The following is an 18,613-nucleotide window of genomic DNA, read 5'->3' on the forward strand; positions in this document are numbered from 1 at the left end:
GTTTAAAACTATCTGCATTTATTTTGCATTCCGGCCTGAGGCGGCTACTAAACTAAAGGATAAGTATAAGGGTAAATCTGTACATGATAGCTTACTGCAATTCCGATCTCCAGAAGCTTATAGAAAGCCAGGGCTACAAATGCATATACTTCCTGTAGCCCCGGCGAATTAAAAGCCTATACTTTGGGCTCGTTCATAACCGCACTTTGGTGGTTAATAGACTCCTGGTGCACGGCCTTGAGGTATTTCTCAATAAAGTCACGGCTGAGGCCCAGCTTTTCGCCTTGCTTAAACGACTTATCCAGTACATCGTTCCAGCGGGACGCCTGTAGAATGGTCAGCCTGTTGTCTTTTTTATACTGGCCTATATTCTCTACTACCTGCATGCGCTGTGAAAGTATAGTCAGCAGTTCACTATCAAACTGGTCTACCTGGTTGCGAAGCTCTTGCAGGGTATCATCGGTTATTACCTTATCAGAGTAGCCGTTTCTAAGTACCAGCCCGTCAATCATCTCTGCCAGCCTCTCGGGGGTCACCTGCTGTTTGGCATCACTCCATGCTTTGTCAGGATTGATGTGGCTTTCCAGCATAAGGCCGGTATAGTTCAGGTCCAGGGCCTGCTGCGAGATCTCTGCAAGTAATTCCCTGTTTCCACAAATATGGCTCGGGTCGCAGATCATCGGGAGCTCAGGCATTCTTCTCTTCAGCTCTATCGGCAACTGCCATTGTGGTGCATTTCTATACTTTGTTTCGCCATACTTTGCGAACCCGCGGTGTATGGCACCCAGCTTTGTGATGCCTGCCCCACTTAGACGTTCGATGGCGCCTATCCATAGTTCCAGATCGGCATTAATTGGATTTTTAACCAGCACAGGTATGTCAATGCCTTGTAACGCATCTGCTATTTCCTGCACCGAAAAAGGGTTTACAGTAGTCCGGGCACCTATCCAAAGTATATCCACTCCATACTTTAAAGCCTCTTCCACGTGCTGCTTATTCGCAACCTCAACAGCAGTTTTCATTCCGGTGGCTTCCTTTGCTTTCTTCAGCCACTCCAGGCCAATGGTTCCTATACCTTCAAAGTTATTCGGCCTGGTGCGGGGTTTCCAGATACCTGCCCGCAGCACATCCACCTTGCCTGTGGCAGCCAGTTGCTGGCAGGTCTCCATTACCTGCGCTTCTGTTTCGGCACTGCAGGGGCCGCTTATAACCAAAGGCCGCTGCAAGCCCGGGAGCCAGTCAGAAATTGGGGTTATCTCTATTTTGTCATCCTTCGATGCAGGCTTTACAAAGGGCTTCTGCCTGTTCTTGAGTTCTATACCATCTAGTATCCTGCTTATTTGGTTTGCCGTTGAGATCATGTCGTATGTTTCGGTAACCAACCCCTCGTCCACGGTTTCTTTAAACAGCAGCAACTGTTCAATGTATGCATCAAGCGCTGCCGAAACATGTCTGGCATTCTGACCCAAGATAGGTGCCCACATATCCGGTGAGCTTTTTGCAAGCCTTACAGTAGAGGCAAAACCACTGCCTGCCAAGTTAAAAATGCTCTTTTCGTCTTTCTCGATCTTTAACACGGTTAAGCCCAGTGCAAAAGAGGTGATGTGGGAAAGGTGCGACACAAAGGCTATGTGTCGGTCATGCTCCCTGGCCTCCATGTGCACAGTATCCATTTTAAGGGCTGAGAATAACTCTTCCGCTTTTTTTACTGCATTTTCATCACTTTCTGCAGCGTTGCAGATGATATTCACCTTGTTATCGAACAGCTTGTTATGCGCAGCCTCAGGGCCTGTGTTTTCGGTACCTGCAATGGGGTGGCACGCAACAAACTGCTTCCGGCGGGAATGCTCCTCTACTGCTTTACAAATGTGCTCCTTTGTTGAGCCCACATCAAGTATAATCGTGTCATCTTTAACTCGATCTAAAAGATTTAGAAGAATGCCAGGCGCCACATCAACCGGGGTGGCTACAATAATCAGGTCACATTTTTCCGCTATTCCGGCCAGGTTACTTTCTTCCTGAATAATACCTATACTTTTAGCTATCCGGAGGTGTTCCGGGTTATTATCTGCCCCAATGATCTTATTTGCAAAACCTCTTTGTTTCAGGTCCAATGCCATGGAGCCACCTATCAGGCCTGTTCCTACTATACCTACTATCATGCTTGATTTATATTAATGTTTTTAAACTCTTTAATTCTTTCCAGTGCTGCACTCAGACGTTCTGTTTCTGAGCAAAGCGATATTCTGATGTACCTGTCTCCGTTTGATCCGAAAATGAACCCAGGTGTTATAAAGACACCGGCCTTGTAGAGAATGTCATCTACCAGTTGTGCCACATCCTTTACCTCGTCACTGACTTTACCCCACACAAACAGCCCCACCTGTTCTTTATTAAAAGTACAGTTCAGCTCATCCATCATCTGCCAGACAATATCCCTTCGCTCTTTGTAAACATTATTCAGGGTGTCGTACCACTCCCGGGGCTGCTTTAAGGCCTCTACAGCTGCCATTTGTGTGCCCAGGAACATGCCCGAATCCACGTTGCTTTTAGCTATCAGAATGTTGTTGATATGGCTGCGATGGCCAGCTACCATTCCCACTCTCCAGCCAGCCATGTTATGCGATTTGCTAAGCGAGTTGAGTTCCAGCACATATTCAGAAATGCCTCTCTCCGAAAAGATACTTAGTGGTGTATCATTAAGTATAAAACTGTAAGGATTGTCGTGGCAGAGTAAGATGTTGTTACGCTCAGCAAAATTCACAAGTCCGTCCATAGCCTGTGCTGTGCCCTTTGCCCCTGTAGGCATATGCGGATAATTCACCCACATGAGTTTTACCTTGCTCAGGTCCTGGTCTTGTAAAGCCTCCAGGTCAGGCAGCCAATCCTTTTCTTCGGTAAGATCATAATACCTGACCACGCCACCTGCAATCCTGGTTGCCGCTGCATAAGCCGGATAGCCGGGGTTCGGGACAAGAACTTCATCGCCTTCGTTTACATAAGTATTCGAGATGTAGCTAATGCCTTCTTTAGAGCCCATGAGCGGAAGCACCTCTGTATCAGGATCCAGGGCAACAGTATAATACTTTGCATACCACTCACTGAAAGCCTTCCGTAACGCAGGTGTGCCTTTGTAGCTTTGGTAGCCATGCCCCTTTTTATTATTCGCAGCTGCGCAAAGTACTTCTACTGCGTCTTGCGGAGGCGCCATATCCGGACTTCCGATTCCAAGGTTAATAATGTCGTACCCTGCAGCATTAAGCTGTGCAATCTCCCCGAGCTTTCTCGAAAAATAGTACTCCTCAATGTGCTGCAGCCTTTTTGCTATGGTTATCATGTTTTGCTTTTATCTGTTTGTCCTTAAATAAAAAAGAGTCCGCCTTACGGGGACTCTTCTTGCGTAAAATGCTTGTCAGATTTTTACTATAGATGTCCCGCCTTCTTCTGCAGATAGAAGTAGTAATAGTAAAAAGTATAATATGTGTTTGTAAATGCCTGCATTTGTATAAATAAAAAAGCCTCCGTTTGGGAGGCTTCTCGTTTACATATATTTTATGGTATACAGCTCAGCCACCCTTATTTACATAAAGTAATAAAAGTAATAGGCTGTATAGTTTTGTGCTGTTCTCATTTCTGAAGGCTAATGTATTGTAAAATAATCAATATCAAAAGTTATTGCCAGCATTTTTTGTTTCTGAGTACCAGTATCTCTGGTAAAGTATACTTTATACTCTAACTCCGGCAAGGCAGTTATCATGTACTACGCCAAAAAGAAAAAAGCTTAGCCTGTGGCGGGCTAAGCTTTTTTGGTTGTTAAATTACTTGTATTGATTTAGGCAGACGCCTTTTTAAGGTGCTTTTCCAAGCCAATCGTTTCCAGCCTGATATTCTTATAGGCTGCAGTATTTCTGAATTCTTCAATGATCTCCAACACATCGTCGTCAATGTTAACGGAACGCGTAGCATCTATAACCACTTCTGAGTTAGGAGCTACGTGGTCCAGAGTAAGCATAATGCTGGCTTTGTTCAGGAAAGTAACTTCCTCTGAAAGCACAAGCTCTACCTTTTCTCCTTCGTGGTGTGCTTCCTTGTCAATAAAGAATGGTGTTCTGTAATTATCGCGCAGGATGATAAACGCAGACACCGCACCACCGATAACGATACCAGTGATCAGATCAGTGAACATAACAGCCAGGATGGTGGCAATGAAAGGTATAAACTGCCTTTTGCCGGCTTTGTACATTCTTTTGTAAAGCGCGTAAGAAGTCAGCTTATAACCTACCACAAACAACACCGCCGACAAAGAAGCCAAAGGTATCATGTTTATAATCAATGGGATAGTCATCACACATATAAGCATAAGTGTACCGTGCGTGATCGTAGATAAAGGCGTTCTACCACCAGAGGTAACGTTGGCAGAAGTACGCACAATTACTGCTGTTACAGGCAAACCACCGATAAAACCAGATACGATGTTACCGATACCCTGAGCCTTAAGCTCACGGTTGGTTGATGTCTTTCTTTTGTAAGGGTCTAACTTATCACCTGCCTCTGTACTAAGCAACGACTCTAAGCTAGCAATAAAAGCTATACTCAACGCTACGGTGTATAACTCCGGGTTAGTGATCTGTGAAAAGTCCGGGAAGGTGAAGAACGAGAAGAACTCTGCCAAACCATCTGCAACAGGCAACTGTACCAGATGCCCGGCATCCAGTGCCAGCTCAGGAAAGTAAACTTTGTAAAGCTGGTTTATGCCAATACTAACAAGCACTGCGATCAAAGCAGATGGCACAAACCTGAAGAAAGTATACTTTTTTAAGAAAGGCTGGTCCCAGGCAAAAATAATAACCAAAGATACCAACGTGATTATAGTGGCACCCAGGCTGATGTAGTCCACAATATTGCTGATTACAGCAAACACGTTTTCTATAAACCCGTCTTCCATACCTCCAAAAAGTCCTTCGCCACGATAACCAAAGGCATGAGGTATCTGGTTTATGATGAGGATAAGGCCGATAGATGCCAGGATACCTTTGATCATGGAGGACGGAAAGAAATAAGCAATAGTACCTGCCCGCATATAGCCAAGTATGATCTGGAAAATACCTGCGATGATGGTAGCACTGAGCACTATCTGGAATGAGCCCAACGACTGTATGGCGGTGAGCACTACAAGGGCCACACTAGCTGCCGGCCCGCTTACGTTGATCTTCGATCCGCTGACAAAACCAACCACAATACCACCCACTATTCCGGCAATGATACCTGAGAACAAAGGCGCACCCGAAGCAAGTGAAATGCCAAGGCACAGCGGCAGCGCGATCAGAAACACTACTAACCCCGACGGAAGGTCAGTTTTAACATGTGAAAAGAGGCCGCTTTTTATTTCGGAAGCCCCCCTTAATTCATTCTTTTCCATTATAAGTTTATTATTATTGAGAAATTGATTCTTTGTTGAGCAAAGCAACGACACAAACAGCAGACAAAAAATGCCTCTTACGGCTTTGAAACCTTGCTTTTATACTTTTAAACTACTTGCCTGCAACAGCACAAATGTTGTCAGGATTATACTAAACTCATCTCATGCTGAGTAGCAGAGCTTGGTATCGTTTTATTAAAAAAATTCAAAAGGGTATTTTAGTGCGTACCAGAATGGTAGGCACATCTTCTATTCCTGGCAGAAATAAAAATCAGGCAGGTAAGTAGGGAAATACAAACCACCTTACATCAGATTAAATCAATCCGGAGTATTGCCTGTATGTAGCGTTGTTGTAGTCATTGTGGCTGCAAAGGTAGGGTTTGCTTTCTTAATTTCCATCCCTCTTTTTATAATTTCTCTTAGAGTTTATAATGATGCTCACATAATGGCTCCTATCCCACCTGATTCATAAGTCTCATCGTATTACTACTTACCGCAGGTTTTAAAGTCATGCCCTTATACTTCTCTTTTCATGATCTGAAAGTATAAGTCTTCATTTTCTGGTTATACTTTACCATCATAATAAGGAAGCACTCTTTAGACGAGTCCTCTTATACCTCTTTTAGCTGTACTTCAAAAACAGAACCTACCCCTTCTTCGCTCTCCACGGTTATATTTCCGCCGTTATACTCTACAATGCGTTTTACAAGGTATAGGCCTACCCCACTACCCACTACATGGGAGTGCATGCGTTTAAAGAGTTGAAACACACGATCACGCTTATCTTTCGGAATACCAAGCCCGTTGTCTTTCACGGAGATGTAGAAAACTTTGCCATCGCGCCAGGCTTTTACCTGAATATGCGGAGAACGATCGGGTGAGCGGTATTTAATGGCATTGTTCAGGAGGTTGTATAGGATACTGGTTAAGTTGTGTTTCGGAAAAAGCACTGCTATACTTTCGCTACAGTGCAGCTCTATTGCAACACCGGTTTCACGGATCTCACGCTCCAGCAGTTGCTTTACATCTTCCAGCAGCTCAGCCACATCAACTAACATAGCCTCCTGCCCAAAACTCTTCTGTACCCGAGAAACTTCGGTCAGGTCTTCTACGGTTTGCTTAAAGCGATTTATGGAGCGTTTAATATGTTCCAGCTCCATCGCAACGGCAGCTTTGGCAGGACCAAGCTCCTCTTCCAGCGACGAAATCAAACCTTCTATGTTCAGGATCGGAGACTTTAAGTCGTGCGAAGCAGTATACACAAATGTGTCCAGATCAGCGTTTACACGCGCCAGGTTTGCGTTAAGCGTTTCCAGCTCATGTAAATGTGCCTGTGTGTGTTGCTGGGCAACTACTGTTTGTGTAATGTTATTTATGATAACCAGCTTGTAGTTGGAAGTACCAGTTCTATCTATGGGTGCTACAGAAAATTCCAGGTACTGCTTTTCGCCAGGCTTTACAATCTCGAAGACCTGCTTCGGGTCAGACAAATAGCCGTCCAGCAAAAAGTGCTTTATTTCATCCTGCATTTTCTCCGGGAAATGCCCTGCAAGCGGTGTGCCCAGTACTTCTTTTTCCATTTTGCCGAATAGCCCCAAAGCATAGTTGTTCATGCTGAATACAATACCACTGTCAGATAAAAGCACTGCTCCTATAGGAGCTTCCTCAAGCACTTTTGAGGTAAAGTCGGTTCGTACCCGCTCCAGTACGTTAGGGGCAAAGTGCTGCCCTGAGAGTGCATTGTTTTTTAATTTGGTAAAGCTTCTGCGCTGTTTCGTACGCTGCAGTGCATCCTCAACAATAGGAGCAATACGTTGTGGTGCTTCGCTGGAAACACACTGTACAGTTGGGCCGATAAAAGGAGAAAAACGTAGGGCCTGTTTCATCTTCTCATGGTTGCTGCTGTCATTAAACAACAGCACAGAGATGGTTTTATCGTGGGAATATGCCTCTTGCGCTAACTGGATCTGGTGTTCTACATTCTCTCCTACCAAAAGCACATCGAACTTCTGGAGGGTTTTACAGACCTCCCTGAACGCCTCTCCAGGAACTTCCTTAAACATGACATCCTGATCCTGAATATGGCTCTTTAATTCTAATAACGCCTTTTGATGCAGACCAATATGTAAAACCGTGCTCATGGTTAGCTATCCAGTATAGGCTGCTCCAGCAGGGCCCGCCCAAGCCAGGTGTAAAGTATATCTGTTGTTGGCGACATTACATGAGCAGCCCGTGCATCACGCAGTAAAACATCCATCCTCGAGTTCTGGCTATAGGCGATACCTCCCATTATTGTCATGGCCTCGTTTACTACATCCACACAGCAATGCCCTACCTCTGCCTTAGAAGCAAGTATGGGAAGCACTGCAGCCGGATCGCCGATGTCTCCTTCGCGGGTTGCATGGTATAGCAGTTGGCGTGTTCTTTCTATTTTACACCACAGCATACCTAGGCGGTGCTGCATAATATTGTTCTGCCCGATGGTGGCACCACTATGGCGGTAGCTTCGTTCCAGCAGGTGCTGCCGTGCCTCGTTAAAAGCTGCCTGTGCTATGCCCAGGTAAGTACCCGACATGGCAGTAAGAAAGTATGGCGCCACTACCTGGAAAACGTACCAAAGCTGGTCTCCCACATCGCCTAACAAATTTTGGGCAGGTACTTTGATATCATTTAAAAGTAACGATCTGGAGGAATTTCCGCGCATACCAAGGCCATGCCATTCCGGCCCCCACTGCAGGCCGGATGTAGTGTTTTCCAATACAAAGCAGGAAAACTCTTCACGGGCGGCCTCAGGATCTACGCCTGCTGTTGAGATAACATAAGAATCTGCTTTACTGCCATTGGTTACAAAGCTCTTGCTTCCGTTCAGCAGAAACTCATTTTCCGAAAGGGCCAGCAGTTGTGTTTGCGGAAAGTAAAAATGTGCGCCGGTTCCGGGTTCGCTCAGGGCGAGTGTTGTGAGGTGCTCGCCTGCGGCAATTGGTTTAAGAAAGTCTTCCTGCTGTTGTTTGGTTGCCTTCGCGCCAATTACGGCGGCACCCACACAGTGCATCCCGTAACAAAGCGCTGCCGAGCCGGATACTTCTCCTAATATCTCACAGGCTCGTGCAAGTCCTAATAATCCCTGCCCCTGGCCTCCAAACTCCTTTGCAACCACCAAACCTCCCAGGCCGGCTTTCTGCAATGCCCGTAAACTATTCTCCGGCCACTTCCCTTTTTCATCTATCTGATATGCTTCTTCAGCCACCGTAGTTTTGGATATCAGTTTTATTGTATCGAGGATTTCCTGTAAATGCATCAGATGTAGTTAGAAAGTCATCATACTCGTAATATGCCTAAAAAGAATTTGGCACAGTATGAAATTCAAAAGTAATCAAAAATAGACTGGCACAGGTTAAAGGATGATGAGTATAACTCTGCTATCTGGTTATTAGGATCCTTTAACTAAGCATAACAACTACAAATCCTGTAAATGTTCTATTTTGTTACAGTGCAATTTTACGAGGCTTCCGAAAGTATGGACTGATAAACTGAACTTAAATAATTCTAGCAATGCTCATAATCCAGTTCATAATTTGGTTTTTGCTGTAGTGGTTGTAACGTTTTTATTACCCTGGCCGGGTTGCCGACAGCAATGGAGTTATCGGGTATATCCTTTACTACCACTGATCCTGCACCTATCCTTACATTATTGCCAATCCTGATCTCGCCGATAATACACACGTTGGAGCCAAGCTCCACATTATCGCCGATAACAGGTGAACCGGTGTAAGTGCCGTCTTCGCGGCGCACGTTACCAAGGGTGGTAGAATGCCTGAAGAAGCAGTTCTTACCGATAACAGTACAACCGTTTACAACCAATGCATGGCCATGGCCAAGATAAAACCCTTCTCCAACTGTTGTCCAATGGGGTAGCTCAATGCCCATAAACCACTCTACCAGCAACTTGTAAAAGGCCAGGTAAGGCAGCCAGATAATTCTAAATAATTTGTTGTAGGAAGCAGGGCGGGCAAGCCTGAAGAGCACCATTACTATGCGGCCTTTAAGGTTACCCTTATTTGCATTCCAGTCCTGGAAAATATATGACATACTATACTTTTAATTCATGTTTAGCTGAGACATACGCTTTGACGAGCATGGTCGTTGCGCATACTTTAGCTCATGTAGGTCTTAGCGATCATTTTGGATTTATTTTGATGAGGTCAAGTTCACATCAGCCTGTTTCTTCTATCTGCTCTTCGTCGGCTTCAGCTGATTTTGAAAGTAACTCACGAAGCCGCTCTATATGTACTTTCATTTCCTCGACACGCTGTTGCTGCATACTTGCCCAGCGTTGATTGCCCTTAACAGTTTCTCCGCGCGATATGTGCTGTAAAATATTTCGCAGCTCCTCCAGTGTGCGCAGCGCCACCCACAGCGTTTCCTCCAACGAGGCAGACATGCCATTCAGCAGCGAGTCCTGAGAATATGCATGACCGGAATGGCATCTGTAACGTTTAAGCGTACCCTCCTGCGAGAGCTCCCATAAACCGCCTCCGCACTCGGGGCAGGAATAGGCAGTACGGTTTCCTGCTTTCTCTAATTCTTCGATGTTGGTTGTTGTACTGTTACTCATAATGCGTTCTACCATTTGGGCCTCCTGCCTGATATCGGATGGCACTGTTAATGAACCATGAGACGTTTTGCTGCTTAACTCTTCCAGCAACTGCCGCATCTCATCTATTGCTACTACATAGTCTATGTTTATCTGCCGCATCACATTCTCCGGTAACGGAGGAAACTCGGCATCATCAGGGTGTTGTACAACAGTAACACCGCCACTTCTCCTGATAAACTCCATACCAAGTACACCATCGCTCATAAAGCCCGTCAGGATCACACCAATGGAGTTAGCACCATGGTAGGCAGCGGCTGAACGGAACAAGGGGTCAATTGCCGGCCTGAACTGATTTTCGCGTGGCCCTCTTACCACCAACATCTGTCTTTTTGTTAAGAGCAGATGGTTATCGGCAGGTGCAAGATACACGGGATGATATGGCACTCCTGTTGGCAGAGGGTTCTTTAGATGAAAAAGACTTAAAGAAAACACCTGATCCTGGATTGTGTTAGCCTCAAGAAGTTAATGTACAGCAGCATCGGCTTAAGTGGCATAGTAAATCTGTTGCTCGAACTTAAGTCTGCCAACATAAGCATAGTTCTGTACAGGTGTGATAACTTAGTTACCAGGCTCCTGAAACTGCTAAAGCTGGAAAACCTGTTTTACTTCTCCAGTACACTGGATGATGCGTACCTGCTATTAAACAAAACCTATAAAACTGCCTGTTAGTATCTCGCCTTAGAGTTTGGCTGGCTTAATAGGGGCATAGAACCATAGTTGTTAAGGCTGTAGCTAGCGCTACAGCCTTATTTATTCTTTCGTTGGCAACGGGGTTTTATTAACGGCAGCACCAGACTTATCAGCTGCTTTATTCTCTGCTAAAATTATTTGAGGCTCTTTCTCCTTGGGTTGTTCAGGCACCTGATGGTTGTTCGTTTTACGCTTCATTTCCAGGTAAGGCTCCAGAATAGGCGCCATGCCACGCAGCACCTGCACTGGCAACGAAGAAGTGAAACGGAAGTCTGCTGCCTCATGTCCGGGAACAAAGGCAGTAAGCGTGCCGAAATGACTATCGCCCAGGAAAAATACAAAAGTGGCAGTACGATTTACTGCACGGGAAGCTATTCTGTATCCCCTGGCACTAAGCGTATAAAATCTGTTATCGCCAGTACCTGTTTTGCCGCCCATACTTAAAGCTGTGCCATTGGCCATCATAAAGCCTCCCTGCAACCGCCGTGCTGTTCCAACATCTACTACTTCGGTTAAAACCTCCCTTACTATACCTGCCACTGCGGGCTCCATTACCTGTTCCTTCTCCAGGGGCTTAAACTTTAGAGAGGTTTCGTATGGGGTTAGAGCGGCAAAGTGAATTTCTTCGATCCGGATGGTGCGCTGGCGCACGCCATCACTCATTACAATACCCATGAGTTCTGCCAGCGCCTCAGGTCGGTCTCCGGAAGAGCCAAGTGCAGTAGCCAGTGAAGGTACGAGTCGTTCAAAAGGGTAGCCCAGCCTGGCCCATCTTTTCTGTATATCATCGTATGCATCCAATTCCAGCATGGTACGAATGCGGGAGTCGCGGGCCCTTTTATACTTTGTCCGGAACAGCCAGGTATAAATTTCCTGGCGCTGCTTCTCGCTGGCTGCAACTGCATCAGACCAGGTTGCATCCGGATATTGCTTAAGGTAACTCAGCAGCCACAACTCCAGTGGGTGCGTTTTAGAAATGTACCCCTGATCAGAAAGGTTGTAGGCCTCTGGTCCATACCGCTCATACAGCTCTAACACCCTGTCATCTTTTATTTTCTCGTTGGGCAGGCGCTGGTGCAGAAATTTATGAAAGGTATCATAATCTGTTTCAGGGTACAGGTAGCGATGCACAGCAGCCAGGCGCACTTCATCATGATACAATCCATCCAGCAGTTTACTGAAACGCTCTTCCTGTGTTTTATCTTCATACTTGTTCCAAAAGCGCCTTAAGTATATTTTGCCTTCCCTGTCTGCAAATCGTTCCAGATAAAGCCGGCGGCGTGGGTCACTTACATCAGCAAGCAGTTTTGATGTACTGCCAACCTGCTGATTCATGGTGTAGCTCACGATATCGCGCATCAACCGAACAAAAGACAAATTAATGGATTTCTGGAAGGCTTCGCGCACAGTGGGCCTTTCATGGTTATTATCGTTGCTAAAGTTGTGAAAGTAATGCCTGCCCCCTCCGGTAAAAAAAGATTCTCCGGGGTTTGCAGAGTACCGGCGCTCCAGTGCAGCTGTTAGTGTACCTCCCAGGCTCTTGTCCTTTGCCCTGCTTACGTGCTGCAATACCCAGCGGCTAAGGTTATCCTGCGGCTCTCTAAGCGCTTTTCGTACCTCATCCGGAGCTGCTTCTGCGTAGCGTTTATGGATCTCTGCTATGATCTCGAGGTAGGTGATGAGTACCCTTAACTTTGCTGTTGACCCAAGTTCCAGTTTGCTGCCCTCGTTTATATCGAATGGCTGATCGGTATTGTCGGTTTGCACCCGAACGAGGTTACCGTATGGTGTGCGCTCAAACAAGGTAAAGCTGTAAAGCACGGCCTGTGTTCGCCCCGGGGAAAGCATTCTTTTACCAAGCACGCCTGCCGAGCTGGCAAACTCCGGGTCATTCAGGCTGCTAAGGTAATTTGTGATCTGCTCCTGCAAGTCGTTCTGCAGTGTAGTAGTGGCAGCCAGGTCCATCCGGTCCAGGTCGTAGAGTGGTTTTCCGAGCAATTCTGAGAGATGAGTGCGTGCAACTAAGGACCCTTTATCGGTGCTTCTTGGTGCAAAAGCCGGGTTGCTGCTAAAGTCTCTGAAGTTAACATGCTGTGCAAGGCCTGCATCCCGGAGTTGCGGGCTGATGTAGCCATTGCCCGCCAGGAGACGAAGATAACTTCCGGTAAGCTCATTTAATTCATCTCGTCCATTAGGGCCAAGGTAGTAGGTTGGTCTCCTTTGGGCTATCATAAGTGAAAGCACCTGGCGCAGGGCCTGGCCTTTGGCCAATAGGGTATCACCAGAAGCATTGGTCTGATTTAGCAGCATGTTTACCTGATCCATGTCGGAGTCGAACCAAACTTTTAATCCATCTCCAATGCCATGAACTTCCCCGTAACCCGGTGCTCCGGATAGCGGTACAGAATTTAGATAGGAAAGAACGATATCTTTCCTGGCTGGCAGCGTTTTCGGGCCTGCCTGGTAAGCCCGTACGCTGGCAGATACCATTTGTCTCATCTTTTCACGGGCATCTACTGTTATTCCACCAGGTGAATGCCTGAATTTCTCCATTTGGGTAGCAAGTGTGCTACCTCCTATAGTTTTATATTCCAGCCCTATTAGGTTACCAGCTTCGTGCAGTGAGGCTTTTGAAAACCGCACCCAATCTACAGCAGGATTCATAAAATGCTTTCCGGAATCCAGCAAGTCACGGTTCTCAATAAACAACAGTGACTGTACCATTAATGCTGGTACTGAGTCAAAAGAAGTATAAATGCGGCCCGGATAAGTGTACTTGTATACAGAGGTGCCATTACTGTCTTTAATATAAAGGCCTGTTTGGGTCTTCTCCTTATAAGGGATAAAGTACCCCCGTGAAGCATAATTTAAAAGATCCGGAGAAAACCTAGTCTGGTATTCGATGTTCATGCCATGTGCCTGCACCCGATCCAGAAGCTTTGGCAAATGCGCATAGCCCAACCGCTTATCAAAGGGGCCGCCTTTGGGGTATACAATGGAATTACTTGGCCCTGCTTCTAAATTATAAGTTAAAGTAGCAGCAAAACCGGAGATCTCGCTTGCCTGAATGCGGGAAGTTCGGACCTCATAGATCACAACAGTAGTGGCAATACTTATTATGAGGAGCAGTAAGCATAGCAGTATCCATTTAAAGACCCTGCCGGGTTTACGTTTCGCCTTTTCTTGGATATTATCCTGAAGGTCCGGACGGTAATTATTGACTACCATCGCTGGATTATTTTTAGAGTTCGTAAATGTGTTTCACTATTTGTTACGTGTACTTAAGCTATTTGGTGGCCTTAACATACAAAAAAGTGTATGTTAAAGGGTAAGCCGGCACTACCAGCAGGCAAACAGTTACAGCGAAAACAAAAAACACATAAAACTCTTATATACAACAACTTAAACATCTTTCAATTAATCAGATGTTTTCGAGTGAGAGCCAGGAAAAAAAATTGTAATAAAGTACGACTCAGACAGGTCTTAAGCTCATAAGGTATACACTGCATACTTTATTCATCCGCTTCTTTTATAGTAATTTTAAAAGTATAGCCAATCTGGCATATTAAGCAGTACAAATGCTGTTAGCAACATTAAACTGCCAGGTACTTCTGCTCCTACTTAACCTATAGGTCCGGAGTTACTAAGCAGAGCTGTGCCCTGGTCAGAATAACATAATAACAGCATAAGCTACAGTAAAATCTCCGCCTATGTTGTCCGGCAATTTTACTGTAGCTCCGGGAAGCTAATCCTTAAAGTACAGTTCAAACGCAGTGCCTTTACCTTCAGTGCTGTTAACTTTAATATACCCGTTTGCGTTGTCTACTAACCTTTTTACAATGTATAATCCCATGCCAGTGCCATCCACATGTGTATGGAAACGCTTAAACAGCGTAAATAACTTCGATACATTATCTTTGCTGATACCTAGCCCGTTGTCTGAAATGGTTAGTAACACATGGCCATCAACCCGCTTTGTAGTTATAGTTATTTCAGGTGTTCTGTCTTTAGATTTATACTTTATAGCATTGCTTACCAGGTTGTAAAGCACACTGTACAGGTTCTTTTTGGAGAAGTTTACTTCCGGAGCTTCAGCAAAATCTGCATTGATTATTGCGTCTTCACTTCCCGCTAATTCCTTTACACTTTCTACTACATCATTAAAGACTTCCTGAAAATCCACCTGCTCAGGCTCACCGTCTATATTGCGCTGTACCTTTGCTATGTCTGTCAGGTCTTTTATCACGTTTTTAAACCTGTTGATAGCCCCTTTCATCATTTCGAAAACAGGCTGAGTAGGTTCTCCTGGTATAGGCCCGGCAGCGGCGATCTGCTCTTCCAGCAACAGCATAAGGCCTTCAATGTTAGCTATCGGCAATTTCAGGTCATGTGAGGCAGTATAAACAAACGTGTCCAGGTCTTCGATAACGCGAAGCAGGTGCTCGTTTGTCTCCTGAAGTTTTTCCTGGGTTAACTTAAGGTCTGTCAGGTCGATAAATGAGCCCAGCACCCGGTAAGGCATCTTATACTCATTGTGCATAATGTGCGCCCTGTTAGAGACATAAGCATACGTACCATCAGACTTTAAAAGCCTGTATTCACCGGACCATTGCTCTTTCCCATCGTTTATGGCCTTGCCAATGCTTTTCTCTATTCTTTCTTTGTCGTCGGGGTGTATCAGTTTAAACCAGCCATCAACTCCATTGCTCATTTCAGCTGCTGAATAGCCTAGCATTGTCTCCAAACTGTCGCTCCACCACACATGGTTAGTTACCAGGTTCCAGTCCCAGATCACATCGTTGGTAGCCATCGACACCATCCTGAAGCGTTCTTCACTGGAGGCCAGTTCGCGGGTGCGCTCGGTTACCCGTTTCTCAAGCTCATTATTCAGTTTTATTAGGTTTTCCTCGGCTATTTTCAGGTCTTCATAAGCCATCAGTACCTTATCTTCGCTTTCCTTTTTCTCTGTGATGTCGGCCATGGTTACGGTTACGCCATCACCCATTTTAACGGCAGCTATCTCGTACCATACTTTATTGCCGTCAAGCTCCAGCTGCTGTTCAATGTGTATTGAATGTCCGCCCTCCACAACATTTATAAACTTTTTAAGCAGCCCGCTTTTCTTCATAAACGGCGAAGTGGAAAGCACACTTGAATTAAGTAACTCAGCCTGCGAATGGCCAATCAGGCTTTCTGACCTCTTGTTTAATAGTGTCCAGGTAAAATCTTTTATTTGATGCTTATCGTCCCTCACTGCCCTGAAAGCCATTATGCTGTTTAGCGAGCTATTAAGTACTCCCTGCACCACGTTGCTCAGGGTTTTAAGGGTAGTTACATCTACAAAGCTCACTACTACACCATCCTTGTTACCATCGTGTTTGAGGTATGGGATAATGCGCATCAGGTAGAACTTGCCTCCATTTGCTTCTACTTCCTGTTCGATTTCAGCAGAGGTATTGTTCACGTGCTGTATGTCTTCTATCAGGCGGGAGTATTTTAAGTTATGAGACAGGTGATGAATAGGCCGGCCTGTGTCTCCCTCGATAATATTGATCAGACCGTTAATGGAAGGCGTGAACTTGCGGATAACCAGGTTGTGGTCCACAAAAAGCTGCCCGATGTTAGAGCTTCTGAAATAGTTGTCCAGGTCTTCGTTAAGCTCCTGCAGTTCCTTTATCTTTAGCTGATGCTCGGAGTTAACCGTGTGCAGCTCCTCGTTCAGCGATTGCATCTCCTCGTTAGAGCTCTGTAGTTCCTCATTAGACGACATGAGCTCTTCGTTTGTAGATTGCAGTTCCTCGTTGGCTGTGCTCAGGTCCTGTACCGTAAGCTGCAGCCCTTCCCGTGCCTCTTTAAGCTCAGACTCAAGGGTGGCCAGTTGCTGGTAATAGTCTGAATCCGAAACAAATGTAAGATCTGATACTTTTGGTATAGGAGTTACCTCCCCCATCTCCTGCAGCAGCACAAGTATAACTTTAGGTTGCTCTTTATCCAGAGTGATTGGGCGTATAGACACGTGTACCAACTGCTCTTTTTTACCAAGCTTTAAGGTTACCTGCCTGGCCACAACTTTACGGTCCTGCTTAATGGCTTTCCGGATGCCTACACTCAGTGTTACCGCAAGTTCCTCGGGCACCATTTTAATCAGGTTAAAATGCAGGCGCTTGTCCGGGAATTTCAGGAAACGGTCTATATCACCGATGCCGTGCAGCAACTGGTAGTTCTCATCTACATAAAGGCCTGTTACTTTAAAATCCTCCGAAACGGCGTCCATAAAGGATTCATTGTAAAGGCCTGCAGGTGTATTCTTATGTGTCACAGCCTGATGGTTACTATAATTTGCCTGTTGGGTGTAGTCCGTAATCCCATAGCTTTTCTTGATGCCTTTGCTTTCCTTTACCTTCCTGAATATCTTCCACTTGCGGTTTTCCTCGGTAAAATAGGATTTCATTTCCCCGATATGCTCGCTTGGCCCTAGGAAAAGATAGCCATTCTGTTTCAGAGCATACGGAAACAGAGACAACACTCTGTTCTGAAGGTCAGCATTTAAGTAAATGAGCATGTTGCGGCACGACACAAGGTCAATACGGCTATAAGGCGGGTCTTTCTGCAAGTCGTGCTGCGCAAACACCACCATTTTGCGAATTTCCTCATTTACAATGTACCGGTTTCCTTGCTGGTAGAAAAAGCGCTTAAGTCTTTCAGGCGAAACCTGCTTGGCTATTGAAAGCGGATAACTGCCTTTAGAAGCCTGTGTTATAGCCTGCTGATCGACGTCGGTGGCAAACAACTTTACATATGGTTCGAGACCCAGCTTTTCAAATGCTTCTTTAAAAAGTATGGCAAGGGAGTATACTTCTTCCCCTGTGCTGCAGGCTGCTGTCCATACTTTAACAGGTTCGTCTCCTTTCTTTTCGGATATTATATTAGGAATTACTTCCTTCTCCAGATACTCAAATGCTTCCGGGTCGCGAAAAAAGCTGGTGACGTTGATAAAAAACTCCTGACAAAGCTTTTTGATCTCTGCCGGGTTTTCGTGCAGATAATTAAGATAAGCTCTCAGGTCAGGCACCTTCAGGTGGTCCATGCGTTTTCGGATCCTGCGGTTAATGGTTGCCTCTTTATAGTTGGTAAAATCTGTTTGTGTGTGGGTACACACCAGGTCAAGAATCTCTTTTAAGATCGCTTCATCCTCTCCCTGTTCATTTTGCTCTATTAAACTCTTCACTAACGGAATTTTACGCGTGAATTCTATTATCTCTTCCGGCATGTGCTGTGGAGCCAGTACGTAGTCAACAAATCCGGCATCTATCACGCTACGCGGCATACCGTCAAATTTAGCTGTAGCAGGATCCTGCACTACAACCATTCCACCGGCTCTTTTAATTGCCCTTGCTCCTTTCGTGCCATCTGTACCAGTACCGGAAAGCACGATGCCGATTGCATACTTACCACGGTTTTTTGCCATTGACTCAAAGAACAGATCAATGGCAAAATTAGGCTCACGGCTACGGGTCTTGTCCTCGAGGCGCAGGCGACCATGCTCTATGGTAAGCTGTTTACCGCTCGGAAGCACATACACACAATTAGGCCTTGTAAACATGTTGTCTTCTGCCTCCCGAACCTGCATCTGCGTATGCTTAGACAGAAGTTCAGCCATCAGGCTTTTATGATCCGGGGATAAGTGCTGTATGATGACAAAGGAAAAGCTGGAGTTATTCGGAAAATGATCGAACAACTTGTGAATAGCCTCTAAACCACCTGCTGAGGCGCCAATAGCAACCAGATAATGATCTGCTACGGGTTTTATGTTTTCCTTCCTGGGTTCTGCTTTAGATGATGCCATT

10 protein-coding genes are annotated in these 18,613 nt (G+C 45.6%); 1 reads left to right on the forward strand and 9 read right to left on the reverse strand.

Annotated elements, in window-relative coordinates:
* Nucleotides 1-176 precede the first annotated feature (176 nt).
* The 7 genes from K0O23_RS20415 to K0O23_RS15090 form a co-directional block, all read right to left on the reverse strand.
* The gene (locus K0O23_RS20415; RefSeq protein WP_219878270.1) at nt 177-2,162 is read right to left on the reverse strand and encodes a prephenate dehydrogenase; all 1,986 of its coding nucleotides are present in this window, start codon (nt 2,160-2,162) and stop codon (nt 177-179) included.
* On the reverse strand, nt 2,159-3,337 hold the full coding sequence (locus K0O23_RS15065) for a pyridoxal phosphate-dependent aminotransferase (RefSeq protein WP_219878271.1): 1,179 nt from the start codon (nt 3,335-3,337) through the stop codon (nt 2,159-2,161). Before K0O23_RS15065 ends, K0O23_RS20415 begins: the two co-directional genes overlap by 4 nt.
* Before the next feature lie 495 nt (nt 3,338-3,832).
* Entirely contained in the window at nt 3,833-5,419 is a 1,587-nt protein-coding gene (locus K0O23_RS15070; protein ID WP_219878272.1) for a SulP family inorganic anion transporter, read from the reverse strand.
* Between the two features lie 611 nt (nt 5,420-6,030).
* Nucleotides 6,031-7,560: a sensor histidine kinase gene (locus tag K0O23_RS15075; RefSeq protein ID WP_219878273.1), complete on the reverse strand. Its 1,530-nt coding sequence runs from the start codon at nt 7,558-7,560 to the stop codon at nt 6,031-6,033.
* A 2-nt stretch (nt 7,561-7,562) separates the two neighbouring features.
* Nucleotides 7,563-8,717, reverse strand: a complete 1,155-nt coding sequence (locus tag K0O23_RS15080; RefSeq protein ID WP_219878274.1) for an acyl-CoA dehydrogenase family protein — start codon at nt 8,715-8,717, stop codon at nt 7,563-7,565.
* Nucleotides 8,718-8,965: 248 nt separating this feature from the next.
* Nucleotides 8,966-9,508 carry a serine acetyltransferase gene (locus tag K0O23_RS15085; protein WP_219878275.1) on the reverse strand — a complete coding sequence of 181 codons (543 nt, stop codon included), beginning with the start codon at nt 9,506-9,508 and terminating at the stop codon, nt 8,966-8,968.
* Between the two features lie 124 nt (nt 9,509-9,632).
* On the reverse strand, nt 9,633-10,508 hold the full coding sequence (locus K0O23_RS15090) for a chemotaxis protein CheB (RefSeq protein ID WP_317195700.1): 876 nt from the start codon (nt 10,506-10,508) through the stop codon (nt 9,633-9,635).
* Nucleotides 10,509-10,514: 6 nt separating this feature from the next.
* Here K0O23_RS15090 and K0O23_RS20520 point away from each other — a divergent pair, with 6 nt between their 5' ends.
* Nucleotides 10,515-10,745: a hypothetical protein gene (locus K0O23_RS20520; RefSeq protein WP_354353574.1), complete on the forward strand. Its 231-nt coding sequence runs from the start codon at nt 10,515-10,517 to the stop codon at nt 10,743-10,745.
* An 81-nt stretch (nt 10,746-10,826) separates the two neighbouring features.
* Here K0O23_RS20520 and K0O23_RS15095 read toward each other — a convergent pair whose 3' ends face one another.
* Together K0O23_RS15095 and K0O23_RS15100 are read right to left on the reverse strand one after the other, a co-directional pair.
* Nucleotides 10,827-13,994: a transglycosylase domain-containing protein gene (locus K0O23_RS15095; protein ID WP_219878277.1), complete on the reverse strand. Its 3,168-nt coding sequence runs from the start codon at nt 13,992-13,994 to the stop codon at nt 10,827-10,829.
* Between the two features lie 517 nt (nt 13,995-14,511).
* The gene (locus tag K0O23_RS15100; RefSeq protein ID WP_219878278.1) at nt 14,512-18,612 is read right to left on the reverse strand and encodes a chemotaxis protein CheB; all 4,101 of its coding nucleotides are present in this window, start codon (nt 18,610-18,612) and stop codon (nt 14,512-14,514) included.
* Nucleotide 18,613 lies beyond the last annotated feature (1 nt).

The sequence above is a fragment of the Pontibacter aydingkolensis genome (genome assembly GCF_019443125.1).
GTDB lineage: Bacteria > Bacteroidota > Bacteroidia > Cytophagales > Hymenobacteraceae > Pontibacter > Pontibacter aydingkolensis.